This window comes from Erwinia rhapontici, from assembly GCF_020683125.1.
In the GTDB taxonomy this organism is placed as follows: domain Bacteria; phylum Pseudomonadota; class Gammaproteobacteria; order Enterobacterales; family Enterobacteriaceae; genus Erwinia; species Erwinia rhapontici.
In genome coordinates this window covers 3,639,042-3,661,694 of record NZ_CP085627.1, presented here as the reverse complement: position 1 = coordinate 3,661,694, position 22,653 = coordinate 3,639,042, and the positions used below count along the sequence as shown (strand labels likewise).

Here is a 22,653-nt window from a genome sequence, read left to right as displayed (position 1 = left end):
AATTAATGCGGTTTGAGCAGCGCCTCGGCATGGCTGACGATGTTTTCCACCGTAAAGCCAAATTCCGGGAACAGCTTCTCGGCCGGGGCCGATTCACCGAAGCCGGTCATCCCGACGATGGCACCGTTCAGGCCAACATATTTGTACCAGTAATCAGCGATACCGGCTTCAACAGCGACACGCGCCGTGACGCCGGAAGGCAGCACGGATTCGCGGTAGGCCGCATCCTGGGCATCGAATAGATCGGTAGACGGCAGCGATACCACGCGCACCTTGTGGCCGCTGGCGCTCAGCTTGTCGGCTGCGCCCAGAGTGATTTCCACTTCGGAACCGGTGGCAATCAGGATCACCTCCGGCGTGCCGTCACTGTCTTTCAGCACGTAACCGCCGCGTGAAATATTGGCCAGCTGCTCTTTAGTACGCTCCGGCTGTGCCAGGTTCTGACGCGACAGGATCAGCGCGGTCGGACCATGATGACGCTCGACGGCATGTTTCCACGCCACGGCGGTTTCCACCTGGTCGCACGGACGCCAGACGCTCATGTTCGGCGTCACGCGCAGGCTGGCAATCTGCTCGACAGGCTGGTGCGTTGGGCCATCTTCGCCCAGACCGATGGAGTCATGGGTATAGACCATAATCTGACGCGCCTTCATCAGCGCGGCCATACGCACCGCATTACGCGCATACTCGACGAACATCAGGAAGGTGGCGGTATACGGGATAAAGCCACCGTGATGCGCCAGGCCATTGGCAATCGCCGTCATCCCGAATTCGCGTACGCCGTAGTGAATATAGTTTCCGGCTTCATCCTCTTTAATCGACTTCGAGCCGGACCAGATGGTCAGGTTACTCGGGGCGAGGTCAGCAGAACCGCCAAGGAACTCTTTCAGCAGCGGACCGTAGGCCTCCAGCGCGTTTTGCGATGCTTTACGGCTGGCGATTTTCTGCGGATTGGCCTGCAACTGTTCAATATACTTCTGGGTTTCCGCCTGCCAGTTCTCCGGCATGCCCCCGGTCATACGACGGGTATATTCTGCGGCCAGCTCAGGGTGGGCCGCTTTGTAGGCAGCAAATTTCTCATCCCAGGCTTTTTCCGCTTTGGCTCCGGCGTCTTTCGCATCCCACTGAGCGTAGATCTCTTTCGGAATTTCAAACGGCGGATAATTCCAGCCCAGCGCTTTACGTGTCAGTGCCACTTCTTCATCGCCCAGCGCAGCACCGTGCGCTTCTTCTTTACCGGCTTTGTTCGGTGAACCGAAACCAATTACGGTTTTACAAATCAGCAGCGACGGTTTGTCGGTGACGCTTTGCGCTTCTTTGATGGCGTTGGCAATCGCATCCGGGTTATGGCCGTCGATATCGCGGATCACATGCCAGTGATAGGCTTCAAAGCGTTGTGCGGTATCGTCGGTGAACCAGCCTTCCACTTCACCATCAATCGAGATGCCGTTGTGATCGTAAAAACCGATCAGTTTACCCAGCCCCAGCGTACCCGCCAGTGAGCAGACTTCATGGGAGATACCTTCCATCAGGCAGCCATCGCCCATAAACACGTAGGTGTGGTGATCGACAATTTTATGGTCAGGGCGGTTAAACTGTGCGCCCAGCGTCCGTTCCGCAATCGCCAGACCGACCGCATTCGCCAGGCCCTGGCCCAGCGGTCCGGTGGTGGTTTCCACACCCGGCGTGTAGCCCAACTCCGGGTGACCCGGGGTTTTTGAATGCAACTGGCGGAAGTTTTTCAGCTCGGACATCGGCAGATCGTAGCCGCTGAGGTGCAGCAGGCTGTAAAGCAGCATTGAGGCGTGGCCGTTAGACAAAATAAAGCGGTCGCGGTCAGCCCAGGCTGGGTTGTTCGGGTTGTGATGCAGGAAATCACGCCACAGGACTTCAGCGATATCGGCCATACCCATTGGTGCACCCGGATGACCAGATTTGGCTTTTTGCACCGCATCCATACTGAGCGCGCGGATGGCATTTGCCAGTTCTTTACGTGAAGACATTGCTTCCTCCTGATTGCATGAGGGCGGATCGTCGATCCGCCCGGGGAGACAGAGATAAGAGGGGAATTACAGACGTGCAGCCAGCACGTCTTCCAGTTTCTGCTGGTCAATGGCGAACTGGCGGATACCTTCGGCCAGTTTTTCTACCGCCATCGGGTCCTGATTATGTTCCCAGCGGAATTCCGCTTCAGACAGCGGCGCTGGCTGGTGGAAGCCCTGAGTGGACGGCGTCAGTTTACGTTCGACCGGCGCATTGCTGGCCTGAAGTTCTTCCAGCAGATTCGGTGCGATAGTCAGACGATCGCAGCCCGCCAGGGCCAGGATCTGCTCAACTTTACGGAAGCTGGCACCCATGATGACGGTGTTATAGCGATGCTGCTTATAGTAGTCGTAGATATTGCGTACGGATTTCACACCCGGATCTTCATCCACCACGTACGGGTCGAGCGGTTTACGGCTGTTGTACCAGTCGTAGATGCGGCCAACAAATGGCGAGATCAGGAACACATCGGCTTCGGCGCAGGCACGGGCCTGAGCGAAGGAGAACAGCAGGGTCAGGTTGCACTGAATACCGTTTTTCTCCAGCTCTTCAGCCGCTTTAATGCCTTCCCATGTGGAAGCCAGTTTGATGAGGATGCGTGAACGGTCGATACCGTGTTCTTCATACATTCTCACCAGCTTTTCCGCTTTGGTCACGCACATCCCGCGATCGAAAGAGAGGCGTGCATCCACTTCGGTAGACACGCGGCCTGGAACACTTTTCAGGATCTCCAGACCGAGGTTAATCGCCACTTTATCGCTGGCATTAATAATCTGGGTTTCTTTACTGCCGCCCTGTTTTTTGGCGTACTCGATGGCGTCAGTAATCAGATGTTTGTAGGCGTCGAGGCCGGAGGCTTTCAGGATCAGAGACGGGTTGGTTGTGGCATCTTCCGGATGGTAGTTACGGATGGATTCAATATCGCCACTATCAGCCACCACGGTGGTGAATTGTTTCAGTGCGTCTAGCTGGTTCATCTAAAGCTCCTTGATAAGCAATCTGTGATGCAAGTTTAACCGTGACGCAGTGTTGCGGCTGTTTCACACAGGCAAGACGCAACAACTGTACCCGACACGGCTGAGTATTCTTAGGCGAAACATTGCATCAGACCCGCGACAATGGGAATGCGTTTTCTCTGATTGTTGCGATGGGTTCGCCCAATGGGCCAGTCTACTGGCAGCAAAAATAGCACAACGATTAAGTGTAGCAGCTCAGGGAAAACGCGGCGGCGCAGAGGGGGTGCGCCGCACTTAAAGATTACTTTTCGCCGACTTTCTGCTCGTAATAGCTGATTTTCTCGACTTTTTCCGTTGAGCCGCCCCCTTCAAATTCAGCATTTAGCCAGCTATTCACAATACTTCGGGCCAGCTCCGGGCCGATGACGCGTGCACCCAGTGTCATCACCTGTGCATTGTTACTCTTGCGAGCACGCTCTGCAGAGTAAGTATCGTGACACTGTGCAGCACGGATGCCCGGCACTTTGTTCGCCACAATCGCCATGCCGATCCCGGTTCCGCAAATCAAAATTCCCCGCTGATGTTTGCCTTCTCGAATGGCGTTGGCCACCGTCCAGGCGACATCCGGATAGAGGGGTCTGCTGGACTGTGCATCATTGCTGTAGTCGCTGACGTCGATATTTTTTTCCTGCAAAAGCTGCTTGATCAGGTTTTTTAATTCCAGTGCCGCATCGTCGGCGCCAATTGCGATAGAAGACATAGGGTTACTCCCGCTGAGATAACAGGGCCGCCGGATCCCGGTGAATCATCAGGATCTCCGGCAACGATTCACTTTTACCCTAACGCATTTTTGTTCATATGTTCAATAGATGTTCTTTTGTTTTATTCAGTATGCCTCTTCTCTCTGCTGGTTTTTTCCTTATGGCGCTTGGTTTTGCCTATTATTGCCGCTAAATGGCAAAATTAAAGGTTTTGAGATCCGTCACAGTTTTCGTTTTGCATGCTGGGAAATGAACATTAATCCATATAGTGTTCATTTGTTCACGCATTGATGCAATGCACAAGAAGACCCACTGAGGACTCAACCATGCGTCAAATTTGCCATCTGCCTACCCCTGATCTGGTGCGTCATTGCCAGAGTCATTTCACCAGTATTCTGTTCCAGTCTGTCGGAGGTGCCGTATGACTGCCCTTAATCCACAGGCGATTGAAAAATCCGCTATTCGAAAAGTCTCGCTGCGGCTGGTGCCCTTTGTGGCACTGATGTTCTTCATCAACTTCCTTGACCGTACGGCGATCTCCTTCGCCGGACCGAACGGCATGACACAGGATCTCGGGCTGAGTGCGGTGCAGTTTGGCCTGGCGTCCGGCATCTTCTTTATTGGTTACATCCTGCTGGAAGTGCCAAGCAACCTGGCCTTACATCGCTACGGCGCACGCAAATGGCTGGCGCGCATTATGGTCAGCTGGGGCATCGTTTCGCTGCTGTTTACCTGGGTGAGCAGTATTGAAGGGTTGTATACCCTGCGACTGCTGCTGGGGATTGCCGAAGCGGGCTTCTTCCCGGGGGCGATCCTGTTCCTCAGCATGTGGGTTCCGGCTAAACACCGCAGTAAGGTGTTGTCCCTGTTTTACCTCGCACAGCCGCTGACGGTGGTGCTGGGTGCGCCGCTGGCTGCCGCACTGATTGAACAGCACGGTCTGTTTGGCCTCTCCGGCTGGCGGGTGATGTTCCTCGGTGTCTCCATTCCGGCGATTATTATCGGCATCGTGGCCTGGTTCTATCTGGTGGACTCCCCGCGTGATGCAAAATGGCTGAATAAAGAAGAGAAAGAGTGGCTGACTACGGCGCTGGAAAAAGAGCAGCGTGAAAAAGGCTCCACCGCGCATGCCAGCCTGCGTAGCGTGATGACCAACGGCCGCGTCTGGCTACTGTGCCTGATCTACTTCGGCTTTATCTACGGTCTGTATGCGCTGGCTTTCTTCCTGCCGACCATTATTTCTGGCTTCCAGCAGCAGTTCGGCACCTCGTTTAACGTCATCGAGAAGGGGCTGATTACCGGAGCGCCGTATCTGGTGGCGGCCATCGTGATGTTCTTCTGGTCACGCGATGCAACCCGTCGCGGCTGCAAAACCTGGCATATCGCACTGCCTGCGTTGACCGGGGCTATCAGCGTACCGCTGGCGCTCTATATGGAATCTCCGCTGGCCACCATGCTGGTGATTGCGGTGACGGCCAGCTCGATTTTTGCCGCACTGCCGAATTTCTGGACGCTGCCAACGCAGTTTCTGACCGGCGCGTCTGCGGCGGCAGCCATCGCGCTGATTAACACCCTCGGTAACGTTGCGGGCTTCTCGGCGGGCTACCTCACCGGAATGCTGCATGACGCCACCGGAGCCTACACCGTTCCCATGATGGTCGTGGGGGGCTTCATGCTGCTCTCTGCACTGCTGATGTTGTTACTTAACGCCAAACGTTCTGGATTTCAGTCTGCCCCCATTACACAGGAGCCATCCCAATGACCTATCTGTTTAATCAACCCTCTGCTTTCGCCAGTGAGCTGATTGAGGGTTTCGTCGCGGCCAATGCCGATAAAGTCCGTCAGGTTCCGGGGGGCGTGGTGCGCAGCACCCGCAGCCCTGCGGGATGTGTGGCGGTGGTGATTGGCGGCGGGTCCGGCCACTATCCGGCGTTTTCCGGCCTGGTCGGGCAGGGCATGGCGCACGGGGCGGCGATGGGTAACCTGTTTGCTTCCCCGTCAGCCCAGCAGATCTACAACGTGGCGCGTGCGGCGGACAATGGCGGGGGCGTTCTGCTGGCCTTTGGTAATTACGCCGGGGACGTGCTGCATTTTGGTCAGGCCAGCGAACGTCTGAAAGCCGAAGGCATTGATTGCGAACTGCTGGCAGTGACAGACGATATTTCCAGTGCGGCGCTGTCCGAGCGCGAAAAACGTCGTGGTGTGGCGGGCGATCTGGCGGTGTTTAAGGCCGCAGCCGCGGCGGCTGAGGCAGGATACTCGCTTGCCGAGGTCACGCGTCTGGCACGCCATGCGAATCATCGCACGCGCTCTCTGGGTGTGGCGTTCTCCGGTTGTACCCTGCCGGGGGCCACACAGCCACTGTTCAGCGTGGCGCACGGCACCATGGCGCTGGGAATGGGGATACACGGTGAGCCGGGCATCCGCGAATGCGATATACCCGCGGCAGATACGCTGGCAGAACTGTTTGTCAGCAGTCTGCTGAAGGAGTGCCCGGAAGAGATTACGCAGCGTAAAGGGCAGCGGGTAGCGGCGATCCTCAACGGCCTCGGCTCGGTAAAATATGAAGAGCTGTTTGTCGTTTATCGCCGCGTGGCACAACTGCTGGCGGCGGAAGGGTTGCAGGTGGTGGAGCCGGAAGTGGGTGAGTTTGTGACCAGCTTTAATATGGCCGGTGCCTCGCTGACGCTGATGTGGCTGGACGATGAACTGGAAACCTTGTGGCGTGCCCCGGCCAATGCTCCGGCCTTCCGTAAAGGCAGTGTGCTGATGGCGGAACCGCTGGATGCTGCTGAGCAGATCCTCGCCGAGGTAGATGTGGTGCCCACTGCCAGCGCGGCCTCGCAGCAGGCGGCCACCTGTGTCGTGTCGGTGGTCACTGCGATAGCTGAAGTGATTGAAGAACATGCCACTGAACTGGGGCGTATTGATGCGGTTGCCGGAGACGGTGACCACGGAATCGGTATGGAGCGCGGATCGCTGGGGGCGCTGGAAAAAGCCCGTGAGATGCAGCAGCGCCAGGCGGGTGCCGGAACGCTGCTGTGCCGCGCCGCCGATGCCTGGGCGGACAAAGCCGGAGGCACTTCAGGTGCGCTCTGGGGCGTGCTGCTGACGGCGATTGGCACGGCGCTGGGGGATGTTAAAACCCCGAATGCCCGGCGCGTTGCGTTGGGGGTGCAGCATGCCAAAGAGGGGATTATGCACTTCGGTAAAGCGAAGCCGGGCGATAAAACCATGGTCGATGTGCTGGTGCCTTTCAGCGAGTGCCTGAGTGCCCGCGTGGCCGCAGGTGACACGCTGATTGATGCCTGGGCGGCGGCAGCACAGCAGGCGACCAAAAGCGCCAAAGAGACGGCGCAGCTGTTGCCGAAAATGGGCCGCGCCCGTCCACTGGCTGAGAAGAGCCTGGGCACGCCAGATGCCGGGGCCGTTTCGCTGGCGCTGATCGTCAATAAAGTGCTGGTGCAGCTACAGGCCAGTGCCCCTGCGACACTCTCCCTTCAGGAGGTCAGTCAGTGAGCGCGCGCATCACACTGGGCGTCAGCCTGAAAATGTATTTCAGCTATCAACAAACCCTGACCTGGAGCCAGCAGGTGGCAGAGCTGGCTCGTCAGCATCCGGCGATCGTCAGCGGTGAGGTGGGGCTGTTCGTTCTGCCTGCGTTCCCCGCTATTCCGGCGGTGAAGCAGATTTTTGCTGATACGGCAGTCAGCGTGGGGGCACAGGATCTGGCCTGGGAGGACAGCGGGGCCTGGACCGGTGAGGTCAGTGGCCCGATGCTGGCTGAAATCGGCTGTCGCTATGTGGAGGTCGGCCATGCGGAACGTCGTCGCCATTTTGCCGAAGATGACCGTCAGGTGGCGGGGAAACTGGCGGCAGCGCTGCGTAACGGGTTAATCCCGGTACTGTGACTGGGGGAAGAACAACGTCTGAGCAGTGAGCAGGCGATAGCGATCTGCCGTCATCAGTTAAGCGCGGCACTGAGTCAGGCGCGTCAGCAACAGCTGAGCGGTGATGTGGTGCTGGCCTGGGAACCGCAGTGGGCGATTGGTGCGCCTGCGCCTGCACCGGATGCCTTTATCGGTGAGGTGTGTACCGGGTTGCGCCAGCTTGATCTGGCGGGCGATATCAACATTCGCGTGATTTACGGTGGCAGCGCCGGGCCGGGGCTGTTGAGTCGTCTTGGCCATCAGGTCAGCGGGCTGTTTCTCGGGCGCTTCGCCCACAAACCCGATGCGCTGGCACAGATTATTGATGAAGCCGCCGCACTGGCCCACAGCGCTCAGCGGCAGGAGGCATAAATGGCGATTGGTCTGAGTACCTATGCCTTTTTCTGGCGTGCCTCGGCGCGTGTATCCGTTCCGATGACGCTGGCGCAGATGCTGGAAAAGACCGCCGATATGGGCGTGACGCTGTTTCAAATCTGTGATTATCCGCAGATCGAAAGCTGGAGCGATGCCGAGCTGGTCACACTGCGTCAGCAGGCCGATACGCTGGGCATCGAGCTGGAGCTGGGAACGCGCGGTCTGCAAACCGCCCACTTACAGCGTTATCTGCACCTGGCACAGGTGTTACAGGTGACGGTGATCCGTTCGATGTTTAACAGTGCCAGCCATCGTCCAACGCTGCCGGAAGCCGCCGCGCTGATTGAAAGCATTCTGCCCGCGTTTGAACGCCAGCAGGTTCGGCTGTGTCTGGAGACTTACGAGCAGGTCAACAGCGCGCAGATGATGTCGGTGATCGATCGTTTCCCTTCCGATTACCTGGGCGTGTGCCTGGACCCGGCAAACTGCGTCGCCGCTCTCGAACTCCCCCAGCAGGTGGTGGCAAACACCGCGCACCGGGTGCTCAATCTGCATATTAAAGATTTTGCTTTCAGCCGCCAGGAGGGCTGGGTCGGTTTCACGCTGACCGGTTGCCCGCTGGGCGAAGGGCTGCTTGATTACGATCTGCTGATAGACCAGGTGCGTCCGGCAGAGCGTGGCATTAATCAGATCGTCGAACACTGGCTGCCGTGGCAGCAGGATGCCGAAAGCACCTGCCAGCGGGAAGCCGAGTGGACGCAACAGAGCGTTGATTTTTTACGTCACAAACAACTTCAGGAGTCAGTATGAGCACACAATTAACCACCATCACCGTGATTGGCGCGGGCGGCAAAATGGGCATGCGCATTTCGGCGAATTTGCAGCGCAGCGACTATCAGGTGTTTTACTGTGAGAGTGCGCCGAAGGCCCAGGAGCAGGTCACCGGGCAGGGGCGTGAGCTGTCCAGCACGGAATCCGTGGTGCCGCACAGTGATGTGGTGATCCTCGCGGTGCCGGATATTGTGCTGGGCAAAGTCTCTGAAGGTGTGGTGCCGTTGATGAAAAACGGTGCCACGCTGTTAACGCTGGACCCGGCAGCGGCTTATGCCAATCTGATTGCGCTGCGCGAGGGCATTCACTACGCCGTGGCCCATCCGTGCCATCCTTCCGTATTCCTTGACCGTTATACCAAAGAAGAACACGCCGATGCCTTCGGTGGCGTGGCTGCCATTCAGCATGTGGCGGCGTCGTTTGAAAGCGGCAGCGATGCGCAGAAGAGTGAACTGAGCAAGGTGATCAGCGTGATGTATGGCCCGGTTGAGCAGGTACACTGGGTGACGGTTAAACAGCTGGCGTATCTTGAGCCCACGCTGGTGGAAACCGTAGCCTGTATGGTCGGTGCTTTTATGAAAGAGGCGCTGGATGAGACGGTTAAACACTCCGGCGTGCCGGAAGAGGCGGCAAAAGCAATGCTGTACGGCCATATTCAGATCGCGCTGGCAGTGGCATTCCGCGCCACTAACCCGTTCTCTGATGCCTGCATGATTGCGATGGAGTATGGCCGCGAGAAGATCGTTAAGCCCGACTGGAAACAGATTTTCGAGGAGAAAGAACTGGATATCGTGATTGCGCGCATGCTCAAAATTGACGCGATCCGTCGTTAATCCTCTGTCGGATAGCGTAAAATGGTATAAATTGTTGCCTGAGGCGCGGCACTGGCTGCCGCGCTCGCTACCGAAACCGACGAGAAGAGACGACTGCCCGGATGGAAAAAAACACGCTATCTCAGGACACTGAACTGCTGACGGAAATTGCCGTTGCATACTATCAGGACGAAATTACCCAGGAAGAGATTGCGCGTAAATTTGGTATCTCCCGCATTAAAGTGGGGCGCTTGTTAAAGCGAGCCAAAGAAGAGGGCATCGTTGAAATCAACGTGCGCTATCACCCGGTCTTCAGTACCCGGCTGGAGCAGCAGTTACTGGAACGTTTCCCATTACAACGTGCGCTGATTGCCCTCGATCATCATGACGAGGATGAGCAGCGCCGTCAGGTGGCGGCGCTGGTCGCGATGCACCTGTCACAGTCACTGAAAGATAATGCGGTGGTGGCGGTCGGGCAGGGGCGTAACGTGGCAGCGGTTGCTGACCATCCCGGCAGTGTTCCCACGCGTAACTGCCACTTTATTAGCGGTATTGGCGGGACGCACCGCCCCGGTGATGCCATCAATGCTGACCACATCAGTCGCCGTCTGGCGAAAAAGTTCGGCGGTATCAGTGAAACGCTCTATGCCCCGGCCTATGTTGAAGACCGCGCGCTGAAAGAAGCTTTCATGCTGAACGGCACCATCAAAGAGACGCTGGATCGCGCACGTAAAGCCGATGTAGCGCTGGTGGGGATCGGTGATATGAATGAAAACAGTTATATGGTCAAACTTGGCTGGTTTACCCCCCATGAGATTATCGATGCCAGCCTGAATCAGGGGGTGATTGGTGATGTGGCGGGTTATGACTTCTTTAACGCTCAGGGGCAGCATGTGGATACGGTGATGAATGACCGGGTTATCGGCCTGAGCATCGACGAGCTGCGTAAAATCCCCTGTGTGATAGCTATCGCCTCGGAGAACACCAAAGCGATGGCATTGCTGGGTGCGCTGCGTACCGGGGCGATTGATATTATTGCCACCACGGCACAGAACATTCGTACGCTGTTGAATATGACGAAGTAGTTTTCCACGGGTCAGGCATGCCTGACCCCTACGACCGGCTGGAATGCCTGCCCCCCACGCTGGCTGACGTAGGGGCGAGGCATGCCTCGCCCGATCCGTTGAATGCCAATTCTATGCACTCCCTCAAGTTTTTCTCCCGTCCGGCACTCCTATACTGAGCAGTTGTACCCCACCATAAAAAAGGATCCTGCTAATGGACGATCAGTTAAAACAGAGTGCGCTCGATTTTCACCAATTCCCGGTTCCCGGAAAAATTCAGGTTTCCCCGACCAAACCCCTTGCCACGCAGCGTGATCTGGCGCTGGCCTACTCACCGGGTGTGGCCGCGCCATGCCTGGCGATCGCCGCCGATCCTGAGGCGGCAGACAATTACACCGCCCGCGCTAACCTGGTGGCGGTGATTTCTAACGGCACAGCCGTGCTGGGCTTAGGGAATATCGGCGCGCTGGCCAGTAAGCCGGTGATGGAAGGGAAAGGCGTACTGTTCAAGAAATTTGCCGGTATCGATGTTTTTGATATCGAAGTGGACGAGCTGGACCCGGACAAACTGATCGATGTGATCGCCGCGCTGGAACCCACCTTTGGTGGCATCAACCTTGAAGACATTAAAGCACCCGAGTGCTTCTACATTGAAAAGAAACTGCGCGAGCGCATGAACATCCCGGTGTTCCACGACGATCAGCACGGGACGGCGATCATCTGTACGGCCGCGGTGCTGAACGGCCTGCGGGTAGTGAAAAAGAACATTTCGGACGTGCGGCTGGTGGTCTCCGGGGCGGGGGCATCTGCCATTGCCTGCCTTAACCTGCTGGTGGCACTGGGGATGCAGAAACACAATATTGTGGTGTGCGACTCGAAAGGGGTGATCTACCAGGGGCGCGAAACGCCGATGGCGGAAACCAAAGCGGCGTATGCCGTGGCGGACAGCGGCAAACGCACGCTGCTGGAGGTGATTGACGGTGCGGATATTTTCCTTGGCTGCTCCGGCCCAAAAGTGATGACCCAGGAAATGGTCAAAGGGATGGCGCGTGACCCGCTGATCCTTGCGCTGGCGAACCCGGAACCGGAAATTCTGCCGCCGCTGGCGAAAGCCGTGCGCCCGGACGCTATCATCTGTACGGGCCGCTCGGACTTCCCTAACCAGGTGAACAACGTGCTGTGCTTCCCGTTTATCTTCCGCGGTGCGCTGGATGTGGGCGCGACCGCCATCAACGAAGAGATGAAGCTGGCGGCGGTGCATGCCATTGCCGAACTGGCGCTGGCAGAGCAGAGTGACGTAGTGGCCTCTGCCTACGGCGACCAGGAGCTGTCGTTTGGCCCGGAGTATCTGATCCCGAAACCCTTCGACCCGCGCCTGATTGTGCAGATCGCCCCGGCGGTGGCAAAAGCGGCGATGGATTCCGGTGTGGCACGGCGGCCTATTGCTGACTTTGACGCCTACCGCGAAAAGCTGATGGAGTTTGTCTACAAAACCAATCTGTTTATGAAACCGGTGTTCTCGCAGGCGCGTAAAGATCCGAAACGCGTGGTGCTGGCCGAAGGGGAAGAGGCGCGTGTGCTGCATGCCACCCAGGAGCTGGTGACGCTGGGGCTGGCGAAGCCGATCCTGATTGGCCGCCCGAGTGTGATTGAGATGCGTCTGCAAAAGCTGGGACTGAAAATCGAAGCGGGCAAAGATTTCGACGTAGTGAACAACGAATCCGATCCGCGTTTTAAGGAGTACTGGAACGAGTATTACCAGATCATGAAGCGCCGTGGCGTGTCGCCGCAGCAGGCGCAACGTGATGTGATCGGCAATCCGACGTTGATCGGTGCCATTATGGTTCACCGTGGGGAAGCCGATGCGCTGATCTGCGGCACCGTGGGGGATTACCGGCAGCATTACGACATCGTCGAGAAGCTGTTTGGCTTCCGTCCGGACGTGAAAGTGGCCGGGGCGATGAACGCGCTGGAGCTGCCGAGCGGTAACACCTTTATTGCCGATACTTACGTTAATGAAGACCCGACGCCGGAACAGCTGGCTGAGCTGACGCTGATGGCGGCGGAAACGGTGCGTCGCTTTGGTATCGAACCGAAGGTGGCGCTGCTTTCACACTCCAGCTTTGGGGCCTCGGATGCACCTGCCGCGCGTAAGATGCGTGACACGCTGGCGCTGGTAAAAGCCCGTGCGCCTGAGCTGGAAATTGATGGCGAAATGCACGGCGATGCGGCACTGGTAGAGAGCATTCGTCAGGATCTGATGCCGGACAGCCCGCTAAAAGGCTCGGCGAATATCCTGATTATGCCGAATGTTGAAGCGGCGCGTATCAGCTATAACCTGCTGCGTGTTTCCTGCTCTGACGGTGTAACGGTGGGGCCGGTGCTGATGGGGATGGCGAAACCGGTCCATGTGTTGACGCCGATTTCATCAGTGCGGCGCATTGTGAATATGGTGGCACTGGCGGTGGTGGAGGCGCAGACCGCGCCGCTATAAGGCGCAGGCCTGCCTGGGGGCCAGGTCAACGTCTCAAGGTCAAGGCCAGGTCAAGGGCGTTTCGCTTTCCCGCTGCGCGGGCTGAGCGACCCAGGGTGGCCAGTCGCCGCCGCCCTGGGGACCCGTGCTTGCGGCAGGCGCCGCGCCCGCTTTCAGCGGGTGCCTTCGCAAGCGTTGCTCACCGACGGACCGTTCGTGACGTCACATCCCTGTGCCGACACGCCCTTTCACCGCCGTCCTGGCGGTTCATCCTGGTTCACATCGCTTCCTCAGCGCAGCTTAATTGCCGCCTCAACATCAAAACCCAGGTCAAACCCCAAATCTTAAAAAAACCAAAATGACCATCAGCCCAGAAAGGCTTTCTATCTTTGATTTGTCTTTTGAAGTGGATTTTGACCTTTGAGCGGCAATTAAGCCTCGCTGAAGGAGAGGGGATTTCCAGGACGAGCAGACAGGACGTCGGCGAGAGGGGGTGCCGGGGCAGGGATGCCCCGTCACGCCCGGTCCGGCCGGAAAGCCGCTTGACTGAGGGAACCCGCTGTAAGCGGGCGATGCGCCTGCCGCAAGCCCGGATCCCTAAGGGCGGGGCGACTGCCGCCCTTAGGTCGCTTCGCCCGCGACAGCGGGAAAGCGAAACGCCCTTGACGTTGACCTGGCCCTAAAGACCCCTGGGCTTTAAATCCACGCCTTAACCGGCAGAAAATCACTGTACAACGCCGCCTCCGGGCTGCCTGCTTCCGGTTGATAATCATATTCCCAGCGCACCAGCGGCGGCATCGACATCAGAATCGATTCCGTGCGCCCGCCGGTTTGCAGGCCAAACAGCGTGCCGCGATCCCACACCAGATTAAACTCCACGTAGCGCCCACGGCGGTAGAGTTGGAAATCGCGCTCGCGCTCGCCCCACGGCAGCGTTTTACGGCGTTCAACAATCGGCAAATAGGCATCGGTAAAGCCGTTACCCACCGCCTGCATAAAGCGGAAGCTCTGATCGAAATCCGGGGTGTTCAGATCGTCAAAGAACAGCCCGCCAATACCGCGCTGCTCGTTACGGTGCTTCAGGTGGAAGTAGTCATCGCACCACTTTTTATAGCGCGGGTAGAGCTCATCACCAAACGGCTGACACAGGTCGGCAGCAGTCTGATGCCAGTGCACGGCATCGTCCTCGAAGCCGTAGAAGGGCGTCATATCGAAGCCACCGCCAAACCACCAGACCGGATCGGCACCCGGTTTTTCGGCGATAAAGAAACGCACGTTGGCATGACTGGTCGGCACATAGGGATTCTCCGGGTGGATCACCAGTGACACGCCCAGCGCCTCGAAGCTGCGTCCGGCCAGTTCAGGACGGTGCGCGGTGGCAGAAGCGGGCATCGCATCGCCATGGACATGGGAAAAGTTGACGCCCGCCTGTTCGAACACCCGGCCCTGACGCAGAACGCGGCTGCGCCCGCCACCGCCACCGGGACGCTGCCAGCTGTCTTCGGCAAACCGGGCTTCGCCATCTGCCTGTGCCAGCTTGCGACAAATTTCATCCTGAAGGTTGAGCAAAAACTGTTTTACCTGGGCAATATCCGGAGTGTTCATAACAAATCCTGTGCAAAAAAAGACGCGTGGATTATACGTCAGCCTGTGCGCCTGGTCGCCTCATACTCGTCAAAAAAGCTGACGATGCCGTTAGCGATGGCCCCGGCAATTTTCTGACGGAATGCGGTGGTGCCCAGTAATTTCTCCTCGTCAGGATTGGTGATAAAGGAGGTTTCAACCAGTACGGACGGAATAGACGGCGACTTGAGCACGGCAAACGCTGCCTGCTCGGTATGCTGGCTGTGCAGGTGATGGACCGGGCGGATTTGCCCCAGAACGTGTTTGCCGAGGATCAGACTGTTCTTGATAGTGTCTGTCTGCACCAGATCAAACAGCACCTGCTGGAGGTAGTGATCTTTATCCGCTGCTTTCACGCCGCCGACGTCATCAGCCGCATTCTCCCGCTGAGAAAGATAGCGAGCCATAGTGCTGCTGGCACCGCGATTCGACAGGGCAAACACTGACGCGCCGTTTGCGGACGGGCTGGTGAAACCGTCGGCATGAACGGACATAAACAGGTCGGCGCCGTGCTGGTGGGCGATCTCAACCCGTTCACCGAGGGGAATAAAGTGGTCGCTTTCGCGCGTCAGGCGCACCTCGATATGAGGATGTTCACCCAGCAGATGGCGGATATGCTGGGCAATCTCCAGCACCACATGCTTCTCTTCAGAGCCTTCATGCCCCACCGCACCGGAATCAATACCGCCGTGGCCCGGATCAATCATCACAATACGTTTGCTGTTTGCCGGGCGTGCAGGTGGCGGTGAGCTGACCACTTTATGCGGACGCGGGCTGACGCGCAGAGTGGCATCTTCCTCTGCGGCACGTGCAGGGCGGCGAGCCAGCAGAGCCAATGCCAGGCCGGAAAGCAGCAACTGGCGGCGAGTGGTGAGCGGCGTCAACAGGTTTATCTTTTTCATGGCACATCCTGGGGCAAAAAGTGCTTATTGTTATATCGTAACAAGGAGGTGGCGGCGAGAAGGGAACTATTTCAGGCTTTTGCTATGTATTTCAAACACTGAGTTCGCCGGGGGGGCTTTTTTTTACTTGTGTCGGACCAACACACTTGCACCGACAGAAGAATACGTGATAATCAGCAAATTATGCTTAACCACAGGCCAAATCTCATGGAAATCCGCGCATTCCGGCAAGATGATTTTGAAGAAGTAATTACCCTCTGGGAGCGTTGCGATCTGTTACGTCCCTGGAATGATCCTGAGATGGATATTGAGCGTAAGCTGAACCACGACCCGGATCTGTTTATGGTCGCGGTGGTGGGCGGTGAAATTGTCGGCACGCTAATGGGCGGCTACGACGGGCATCGCGGCTCTGCTTATTATCTTGGCGTTCATCCTGATTATCAGGGACGCGGCTTTGCCAACGCGCTGATTAATCGCCTGGAGAAAAAGCTGATTGCCCGTGGCTGCCCGAAAATCCATGTGATGGTCCGTGAAGAGAACGATGCCGTGACCGGGTTTTATGAAAAGCTGGATTACGAAACGGTGGACAGCCTGCTGTTGGGCAAACGTCTGATTGAAGATCGCGAGTATTGATTCACTACTTTGAAATATTCCCCCGACGATTACGACACCAAAGGCCAGCTCCATCTGCCCCTCTCTTTCTGGGCGATTTTATTGTTGCAGGCACGCACATGGGTGCTGTTTGTGGCGGCTGGTGCGTCACGCCAGCAGGGCGAGAGCCTGCTTGAGCTGTTTTATCCGGATAACCACGTCTTCTGGCTGGGGCTGGCGTCAGGCGTTCCTGCCGCCCTCGGGCTGCTGCTGACTGGTTATCGCCAGCGTCTGCCGCGCCTGTGGCAGGCATGGCGCTGGGTGCTGGTGCTGACGCTGGTTTTAACGCTCGCTGTTCAACTGGTGGCGCTGTGGCAGAACGATGAAGCCGCATCCTCACTGGTGCTGATGGTCACGCTGCTGGATGGCTTCGCCATTCTGGCGCTGCTGGGATATCGGCGGTTACGTGACTGCTTTGATCCGGCTGAAAATCACTGAGTTAAACTTTTAGGTCAATTCACACTCCAAGCAGTACGGAAGCCTCTGACAATGAATACTGGAGTTGCAATGAAAACTTTTCGCCCGGCGATACTGCTGGCTGCCCTGATACTGGCGGGCTGCGCAGGCTCATCTTCTCAGCCCGATAGCGCGTCTTCGTCCACCTGGTGGAATCCCGTCTCCTGGTCGTGGTCCAGCCTGTCACCGATGCACTGGTTCGGTTCATCGTTAATGGTGACCGAACAGGGGCTGGGTGAGGTGAACAGCAGCACGCTGATGCAGCGTGAGGTGCTGAATGATGCCCTGAACGGCAACTATCACCTGCGCCAGGGGATGCGTACTACCGATGGGAATATCGTCCACTTCTGGCAGGGCGTCGACAGCGATAAGCAGGTGAAAGTGGAGCTGGTCGGTGATACCACGGTCAACCGCATCGATATCATGGACCACGACGTGACAACCGAAAGCGGTGTGAAGTTTGGCACGGCATTTAGCGATCTCTACAGCAAAGCCTATGGTGCCTGCCAGAAAGCCAGCGGCGCGGACAGTGCCAGCGTCGAGTGTAAAGCCCCTGGCAGCCAGCATATCAGCTATGTTTTCAGCGGCGACTGGCATGGCCCGGAAGGCCTGATGCCTTCTGACGATACGCTGAAAAACTGGACCTTAAGCAAAATTATCTGGCGCCGCTAATGCGGTTAGCATAAAGACCCCATAAATATTGCGTTTGAACACTCTCCTGGCATGCACTTGGGTTATCATATTCTGAAAAACTGACCAGAATTAACCTGAGAGCCAGGAGAGCAACATGTCCCATTTTCAGAGCGGCATCTTATTAGAGCATCGCCGTTTTGCTATTTATCTTGAAGCCATGGTGGAAGGCGATGTTGACGCTGTTCGCCGTGGCAGCCAGCAATTTCTTCAGCAGCTATCCCAGTTGCAACAACGCTATCCCGATGCCGGGCTGGGGGCAGTCATCGCCTTTGGCAACGGTCTGTGGAGCGACCTCTGCGCGGGTAACAGCAGCGCCGAACTCAAAGACTTCCAGCCGCTGGGGAAAGGTATGGCACCGGCCACCCAGCGCGATATGTTGATCCATATTCAGTCCCTGCGTCACGATGTGAATTTCAGTCTGGCACAAGCCGCACTGGCAGCATTTGGCAGTGCTATTCGCATCGCCGAAGAAACACACGGGTTCCGCTGGACGGAAGATCGCGATCTCAGCGGGTTTGTCGACGGTACCGAAAACCCACAGGGTGAACAGCGCGAAGCGGTAGCGATTATTCACCAGGGGGACAATGCGGGCGGGAGCTACGTCTTCAGCCAGCGCTGGCAGCATAATTTGCCGATGTTTAATCGCCTGGCGGTGAATAAGCAGGAGCAGATTATGGGTCGCACCAAAGAGAGTAACGAAGAGCTGGAGGGCGATGCGCGCCCGGCCACGTCTCATGTGGCGCGTGTGGACCTGAAAGAAAACGGCAAAGGACTGAAAATCTTACGTCAAAGCCTGCCTTACGGCACGGCCAGCGGGACCCATGGCCTGTTCTTCCTGGCCTACTGCGCTACGCTGTATAACATTGAGCAGCAGCTGTTAAGCATGTTTGGTGAAACCGATGGCAAGTTCGATGCGATGCTACGTTTCACCAAACCGGTCAGTGGCAGCTATTTCTATGCGCCGTCTCTTGAGCAGTTGGCAGCATTGTAGGGTCCAGGCATGCCAGGACAGGGCGGGTCATGACCCGCCCCTACGTTTATCCACCAAAGTCGTTTTCATTCCCACTCGCTGCATAATCAATTCCACACGCTTATAGCGTTTTCTGCTTGCAAAGCACTAAACGGTATATAAAACCGTTACAGCTTTTACCCTGGTTATAAATAAACTGAACGCACTTCAGGTCAGTCGACCGGTGAATCTCACAGGGTGCATAATGACGTTACCAACGGTAAAAAAATACGTAACAGCCTCCGCGCTGGCGTTATTGCTGAGTACGGGCGCACAGGCAACCGAGCTGCTCAACAGCTCTTATGATGTCTCGCGTGAGCTGTTCAGCGCCCTGAACGCACCGTTTGAAAAACAGTGGGCGCAGCAGCATCCTGGCGACACGCTGACCATCAAACAATCTCATGCGGGTTCCTCCAAGCAGGCACTGGCGATTTTGCAGGGCCTGAAAGCCGATGTGGTGACCTACAATCAGGTCACCGATGTGCAGATCCTGCACGACAAAGGCAAACTGATCCCCGCCGACTGGCAGCAGCGTTTACCGAATGCCAGCTCGCCGTTCTATTCCACCATGGCGTTTCTGGTCCGCAAGGGTAACCCGAAGCATATCCGCGACTGGAACGACCTGGTGCGTAACGATGTAAAACTGATTTTCCCGAATCCCAAAACCTCCGGCAACGCCCGCTATACCTATCTGGCTGCATGGGGTGCTTTTGATCGTACCGACGGTAAAGATAAAGCGAAGACGGAAGCGTTAATGACGCAGTTCCTGAAAAACGTCGAAGTGTTTGATACCGGCGGGCGTGGTGCCACCACTACCTTTGTGGAGCGCGGTCTGGGCGATGTGCTGATCAGTTTCGAATCGGAGGTGAACACCATCCGCAATCAGTACGCCAAAGATGGCTATGAAGTCATCGTGCCGAAAACCAATATTCTGGCTGAGTTCCCGGTCGCGTGGGTTGATAAAAATGTCGAACATAACCACACAGAAGCGGCAGCCAAAGCCTATCTAAACTATCTGTATACCCCGGCTGCCCAGCAAATTATCACGCAGTTTTATTATCGTGTGAATAATCCCCAGTTGATGGCGCAACAAAAAGATCGTTTCCCACAGACGGATTTATTCCGCGTTGCCGATGATTTTGGCAGCTGGGATCAGGTGATGAAAACCCATTTCGTCAGTGGTGGCGAACTGGATAAGTTGTTAGCGGCGGGGCGGTAGTCAATGTTTTCAGCAAGCAGTAAACGCGTTCTGCCTGGGTTTGGTATCAGCCTGGGCAGTAGCCTTTTTTTCACCTGTCTGATTCTGCTGCTGCCGATCAGTGCGCTGCTGATGCAGTTGTCGCAGATGACGCTGGCGCAGTATTGGGAGGTGATTACCAACCCGCAGGTTATGGCAGCCTATGAAGTGACGCTGCTGGCCGCCGGGGTTGCCTCTATTTTTAACGCGGTCTTTGGCATGCTGATGGCGTGGATCCTGACCCGTTACCGTTTTCCCGGGCGTGCGCTGCTGGATGGCCTGATGGACCTGCCGTTTGCCCTACCGACGGCGGTCGCGGGGCTGACGCTGGCCGGGCTGTTCTCCGTCAATGGCTGGTACGGCGAGTGGCTGGCGCAGTTTGGTATCAAAGTGTCTTATACCTGGCTCGGCATCGCCGTGGCGATGGCTTTTACCAGCATCCCGTTTGTGGTGCGTACCGTTCAGCCTGTTCTGGAAGAGCTGGGGCCGGAATATGAAGAGGCGGCGGAAACACTCGGCGCGACGCCGTGGCAAAGTTTTCGCCGTGTGGTGCTGCCGGAAGTGGGCCCGGCGCTGCTGGCCGGTACGGCACTGTCATTCACCCGCAGCCTGGGCGAATTTGGCGCGGTGATTTTTATCGCCGGGAACATTGCGTGGAAAACCGAAGTGACCTCGCTGATGATCTTTGTGCGCTTGCAGGAGTTTGACTATCCGGCCGCCAGCGCCATCGCCTCGGTGATTCTGGCCGCTTCTCTCCTGTTACTGTTTGCGATTAACACCTTACAGAGCCGCTTTGGCCGTCGTATTGGAGGTCACTAATGGCTGACGTTACCGATTTTAAGGGCGTGGGACGCGCACGTATTCAGTGGGGGAAATGGGTTCTGATTGGCCTCGGCATGCTGATCTCGCTGATGCTGTTGGTGATCCCGCTGGTGGCGATTTTTACCGCCGCGTTGTCAGAGGGCCTGATGGCCTCTCTGGACAACCTTAGTGATTCCGACATGCTGCACTCCATCTGGCTGACGGTGCTGATTGCGCTGATTACCGTCCCGGTGAATCTGGTGTTTGGCACGCTGCTGGCCTGGCTGGTAACGCGCTTTACCTTCCCGGGCCGCCAGCTGTTGCTGACATTGTTTGATATTCCGTTTGCCGTATCACCGGTGGTGGCGGGGCTGATGTACCTGCTGTTCTGGGGCGTCAATGGTTCGGCGGGCGGCTGGCTGGATGCGCATAATATCCAGCTGATGTTCTCCTGGCAGGGGATGGCGATGGTGACCATTTTCGTTACCTGTCCGTTTGTGGTGCGTGAGCTGGTGCCGGTGATGTTGAGCCAGGGCAGTCATGAAGATGAAGCCGCGGTATTACTGGGTGCATCGGGCTGGAAGATGTTCTGGCGCGTGACCTTACCGAATATTCGCTGGGCGCTGCTGTACGGCGTGGTGCTGACCAACGCCCGCGCCATCGGTGAGTTTGGTGCTGTGTCTGTGGTCTCCGGCTCGATTCGCGGCGAGACCTATACGCTGCCATTACAGGTTGAATTACTGCATCAGGATTACAACACCGTCGGGGCCTTTACCGCCGCCGCGCTGCTGACCCTGATGGCGATAGTAACGTTGTTTTTAAAAAGCGCGGTGCAGTGGCGGTTAGAAAGCCAGAGCAAGCGTCTGGAACTGGAGGGGAAGCATGAGCATTGAAATCGGTAGCATTAATAAATACTTCGGCAAGACGAAAGTCCTGAACGATATTTCACTGGATATCCCTTCCGGTCAAATGGTGGCATTGCTGGGTCCTTCTGGCTCCGGGAAAACCACGCTGCTGCGTATTATCGCCGGGCTGGAAAACCAGAACAGCGGGCGCCTGAGCTTCCACGGTAAAGACGTCAGCCGGGTCCATGCCCGCGACCGTCAGGTGGGCTTTGTGTTCCAGCACTATGCACTGTTCCGTCATATGACCGTGTTCGAGAATATCGCGTTTGGCCTGACGGTACTGCCGCGTCGTGAGCGCCCCTCTGCTGCTGAAATTAAGCAGAAAGTCACTCGCTTACTGGAGATGGTTCAGCTTGGGCATCTTGCTGGCCGTTTCCCGGCACAGCTTTCCGGCGGCCAGAAGCAGCGTGTCGCCCTGGCGCGTGCGCTGGCAGTGGAACCTCAAATCCTGCTGTTGGATGAACCTTTCGGTGCGCTGGACGCTCAGGTGCGTAAAGAACTGCGCCGCTGGCTGCGTCAGCTGCATGAAGAGCTGAAATTCACTAGCGTGTTCGTGACTCACGATCAGGAAGAAGCCATGGAAGTGGCCGATCGCGTGGTGGTGATGAGCCAGGGTAACATTGAGCAGGTTGGCACACCGGATGATGTCTGGCGTGATCCGGCCACCCGCTTTGTGCTGGAGTTCCTCGGCGAAGTCAACCGCTTCGATGGCGCGGTGCAGGGGTCTCAGTTCCATGTTGGCGCACATCACTGGCCGCTGGGCTACGCGCCTGCGCACCAGGGTCCGGTAGAACTGTTCCTGCGCCCGTGGGAAATCGACGTCAGCCGTCAGAGCAGCCTGGAAACACCGTTGCCGGCCCAGGTACTGGAAGTTAGCCCGCGCGGACACTTCTGGCAGCTGGTCGTGGTGCCTGCTGACTGGAGCGGTGAACCGATTACCGTGGTGATGGACGGTGACCAGGTGGCTCCTGTTCGCGGTGAACGTCTGTTCGTTGGCTTGCAACACGCACGTCTGTACCACGGTGACACCGCGTTACGGCCTGTTGCCTTTGCACAAAGCGCCTGATATTTTTCTCTGATGTCATTTTAAAGTACAGAGGGTCGGTTTTTCCGGCCCTTTGCCATTTCATGC

General features: G+C 57.0%; 19 protein-coding genes and 1 pseudogene. 15 read left to right on the top strand and 5 right to left on the bottom strand.

The window, feature by feature from the left end; genetic code table 11:
* Nucleotides 1–2 precede the first annotated feature (2 nt).
* The 3 genes from tkt to rpiB all read right to left on the bottom strand — a co-directional run bounded on the left by tkt (nt 3) and on the right by rpiB (nt 3,759).
* A complete protein-coding gene (tkt, locus tag LJN55_RS16980) occupies nt 3–2,003 on the bottom strand; it encodes a transketolase (protein ID WP_133845930.1) in 2,001 nt (666 codons plus the stop codon).
* A gap of 66 nt (nt 2,004–2,069) precedes the next feature.
* Nucleotides 2,070–3,020 (bottom strand): transaldolase, encoded by a 951-nt coding sequence (gene tal / locus LJN55_RS16975; protein ID WP_200643943.1) that lies wholly within the window; start codon nt 3,018–3,020, stop codon nt 2,070–2,072.
* Between the two features lie 280 nt (nt 3,021–3,300).
* A complete protein-coding gene (gene rpiB, locus LJN55_RS16970) occupies nt 3,301–3,759 on the bottom strand; it encodes a ribose 5-phosphate isomerase B (RefSeq protein ID WP_133845932.1) in 459 nt (152 codons plus the stop codon).
* Nucleotides 3,760–4,181: 422 nt separating this feature from the next.
* Between rpiB and LJN55_RS16965 the strand changes: the two genes are divergently transcribed.
* The 7 genes and pseudogenes from LJN55_RS16965 to maeB all read left to right on the top strand — a co-directional run bounded on the left by LJN55_RS16965 (nt 4,182) and on the right by maeB (nt 13,265).
* On the top strand, nt 4,182–5,522 hold the full coding sequence (locus LJN55_RS16965) for an MFS transporter (protein ID WP_133845933.1): 1,341 nt from the start codon (nt 4,182–4,184) through the stop codon (nt 5,520–5,522).
* Entirely contained in the window at nt 5,519–7,279 is a 1,761-nt protein-coding gene (locus LJN55_RS16960; RefSeq protein ID WP_227534911.1) for a dihydroxyacetone kinase family protein, read from the top strand. The genes LJN55_RS16965 and LJN55_RS16960 overlap by 4 nt, the downstream gene beginning before the upstream one ends.
* Before the next feature lie 32 nt (nt 7,280–7,311).
* Nucleotides 7,312–8,061, top strand: a pseudogene (locus LJN55_RS16955) (triose-phosphate isomerase family protein).
* On the top strand, nt 8,062–8,874 hold the full coding sequence (locus tag LJN55_RS16950; RefSeq protein ID WP_212815644.1) for a sugar phosphate isomerase/epimerase family protein: 813 nt from the start codon (nt 8,062–8,064) through the stop codon (nt 8,872–8,874).
* Nucleotides 8,871–9,728 (top strand): phosphogluconate dehydrogenase C-terminal domain-containing protein, encoded by an 858-nt coding sequence (locus tag LJN55_RS16945; protein ID WP_159336151.1) that lies wholly within the window; start codon nt 8,871–8,873, stop codon nt 9,726–9,728. The genes LJN55_RS16950 and LJN55_RS16945 overlap by 4 nt, the downstream gene beginning before the upstream one ends.
* A gap of 101 nt (nt 9,729–9,829) precedes the next feature.
* Complete coding sequence (locus tag LJN55_RS16940; protein WP_227534910.1) at nt 9,830–10,792, top strand: sugar-binding transcriptional regulator; 963 nt, start codon at nt 9,830–9,832, stop codon at nt 10,790–10,792.
* Between the two features lie 193 nt (nt 10,793–10,985).
* Entirely contained in the window at nt 10,986–13,265 is a 2,280-nt protein-coding gene (gene maeB, locus LJN55_RS16935) for an NADP-dependent oxaloacetate-decarboxylating malate dehydrogenase (RefSeq protein ID WP_227534909.1), read from the top strand.
* A 675-nt stretch (nt 13,266–13,940) separates the two neighbouring features.
* Here maeB and hemF read toward each other — a convergent pair.
* Nucleotides 13,941–14,849 carry an oxygen-dependent coproporphyrinogen oxidase gene (gene hemF, locus LJN55_RS16930; protein ID WP_227534908.1) on the bottom strand — a complete coding sequence of 303 codons (909 nt, stop codon included), beginning with the start codon at nt 14,847–14,849 and terminating at the stop codon, nt 13,941–13,943.
* A 38-nt stretch (nt 14,850–14,887) separates the two neighbouring features.
* Nucleotides 14,888–15,769: an N-acetylmuramoyl-L-alanine amidase AmiA gene (gene amiA / locus LJN55_RS16925; protein ID WP_212815643.1), complete on the bottom strand. Its 882-nt coding sequence runs from the start codon at nt 15,767–15,769 to the stop codon at nt 14,888–14,890.
* Between the two features lie 207 nt (nt 15,770–15,976).
* On the opposite strand from amiA, the gene LJN55_RS16920 reads away from it, so the two are divergent.
* From LJN55_RS16920 to cysA, 8 genes are all read left to right on the top strand, one after another.
* Nucleotides 15,977–16,402: a GNAT family acetyltransferase gene (locus LJN55_RS16920; protein ID WP_133845941.1), complete on the top strand. Its 426-nt coding sequence runs from the start codon at nt 15,977–15,979 to the stop codon at nt 16,400–16,402.
* 9 nt (nt 16,403–16,411) lie between these two features.
* The gene (locus LJN55_RS16915) at nt 16,412–16,858 is read left to right on the top strand and encodes a DUF2919 domain-containing protein (RefSeq protein ID WP_133845942.1); all 447 of its coding nucleotides are present in this window, start codon (nt 16,412–16,414) and stop codon (nt 16,856–16,858) included.
* 69 nt (nt 16,859–16,927) lie between these two features.
* Nucleotides 16,928–17,548, top strand: a complete 621-nt coding sequence (locus LJN55_RS16910; protein ID WP_133845943.1) for an RpoE-regulated lipoprotein — start codon at nt 16,928–16,930, stop codon at nt 17,546–17,548.
* Nucleotides 17,549–17,663: 115 nt separating this feature from the next.
* Nucleotides 17,664–18,560 carry a Dyp-type peroxidase gene (locus LJN55_RS16905; RefSeq protein WP_167864739.1) on the top strand — a complete coding sequence of 299 codons (897 nt, stop codon included), beginning with the start codon at nt 17,664–17,666 and terminating at the stop codon, nt 18,558–18,560.
* Between the two features lie 223 nt (nt 18,561–18,783).
* Nucleotides 18,784–19,797: a sulfate ABC transporter substrate-binding protein gene (locus tag LJN55_RS16900; protein WP_133845945.1), complete on the top strand. Its 1,014-nt coding sequence runs from the start codon at nt 18,784–18,786 to the stop codon at nt 19,795–19,797.
* 3 nt (nt 19,798–19,800) lie between these two features.
* On the top strand, nt 19,801–20,634 hold the full coding sequence (gene cysT, locus LJN55_RS16895; RefSeq protein ID WP_133845946.1) for a sulfate/thiosulfate ABC transporter permease CysT: 834 nt from the start codon (nt 19,801–19,803) through the stop codon (nt 20,632–20,634).
* Nucleotides 20,634–21,509: a sulfate/thiosulfate ABC transporter permease CysW gene (gene cysW / locus LJN55_RS16890; RefSeq protein ID WP_133845947.1), complete on the top strand. Its 876-nt coding sequence runs from the start codon at nt 20,634–20,636 to the stop codon at nt 21,507–21,509. Before cysT ends, cysW begins: the two co-directional genes overlap by 1 nt.
* On the top strand, nt 21,499–22,587 hold the full coding sequence (cysA, locus tag LJN55_RS16885) for a sulfate/thiosulfate ABC transporter ATP-binding protein CysA (protein WP_133845948.1): 1,089 nt from the start codon (nt 21,499–21,501) through the stop codon (nt 22,585–22,587). Before cysW ends, cysA begins: the two co-directional genes overlap by 11 nt.
* The last annotated feature ends 66 nt before the right edge of the window (nt 22,588–22,653 follow it).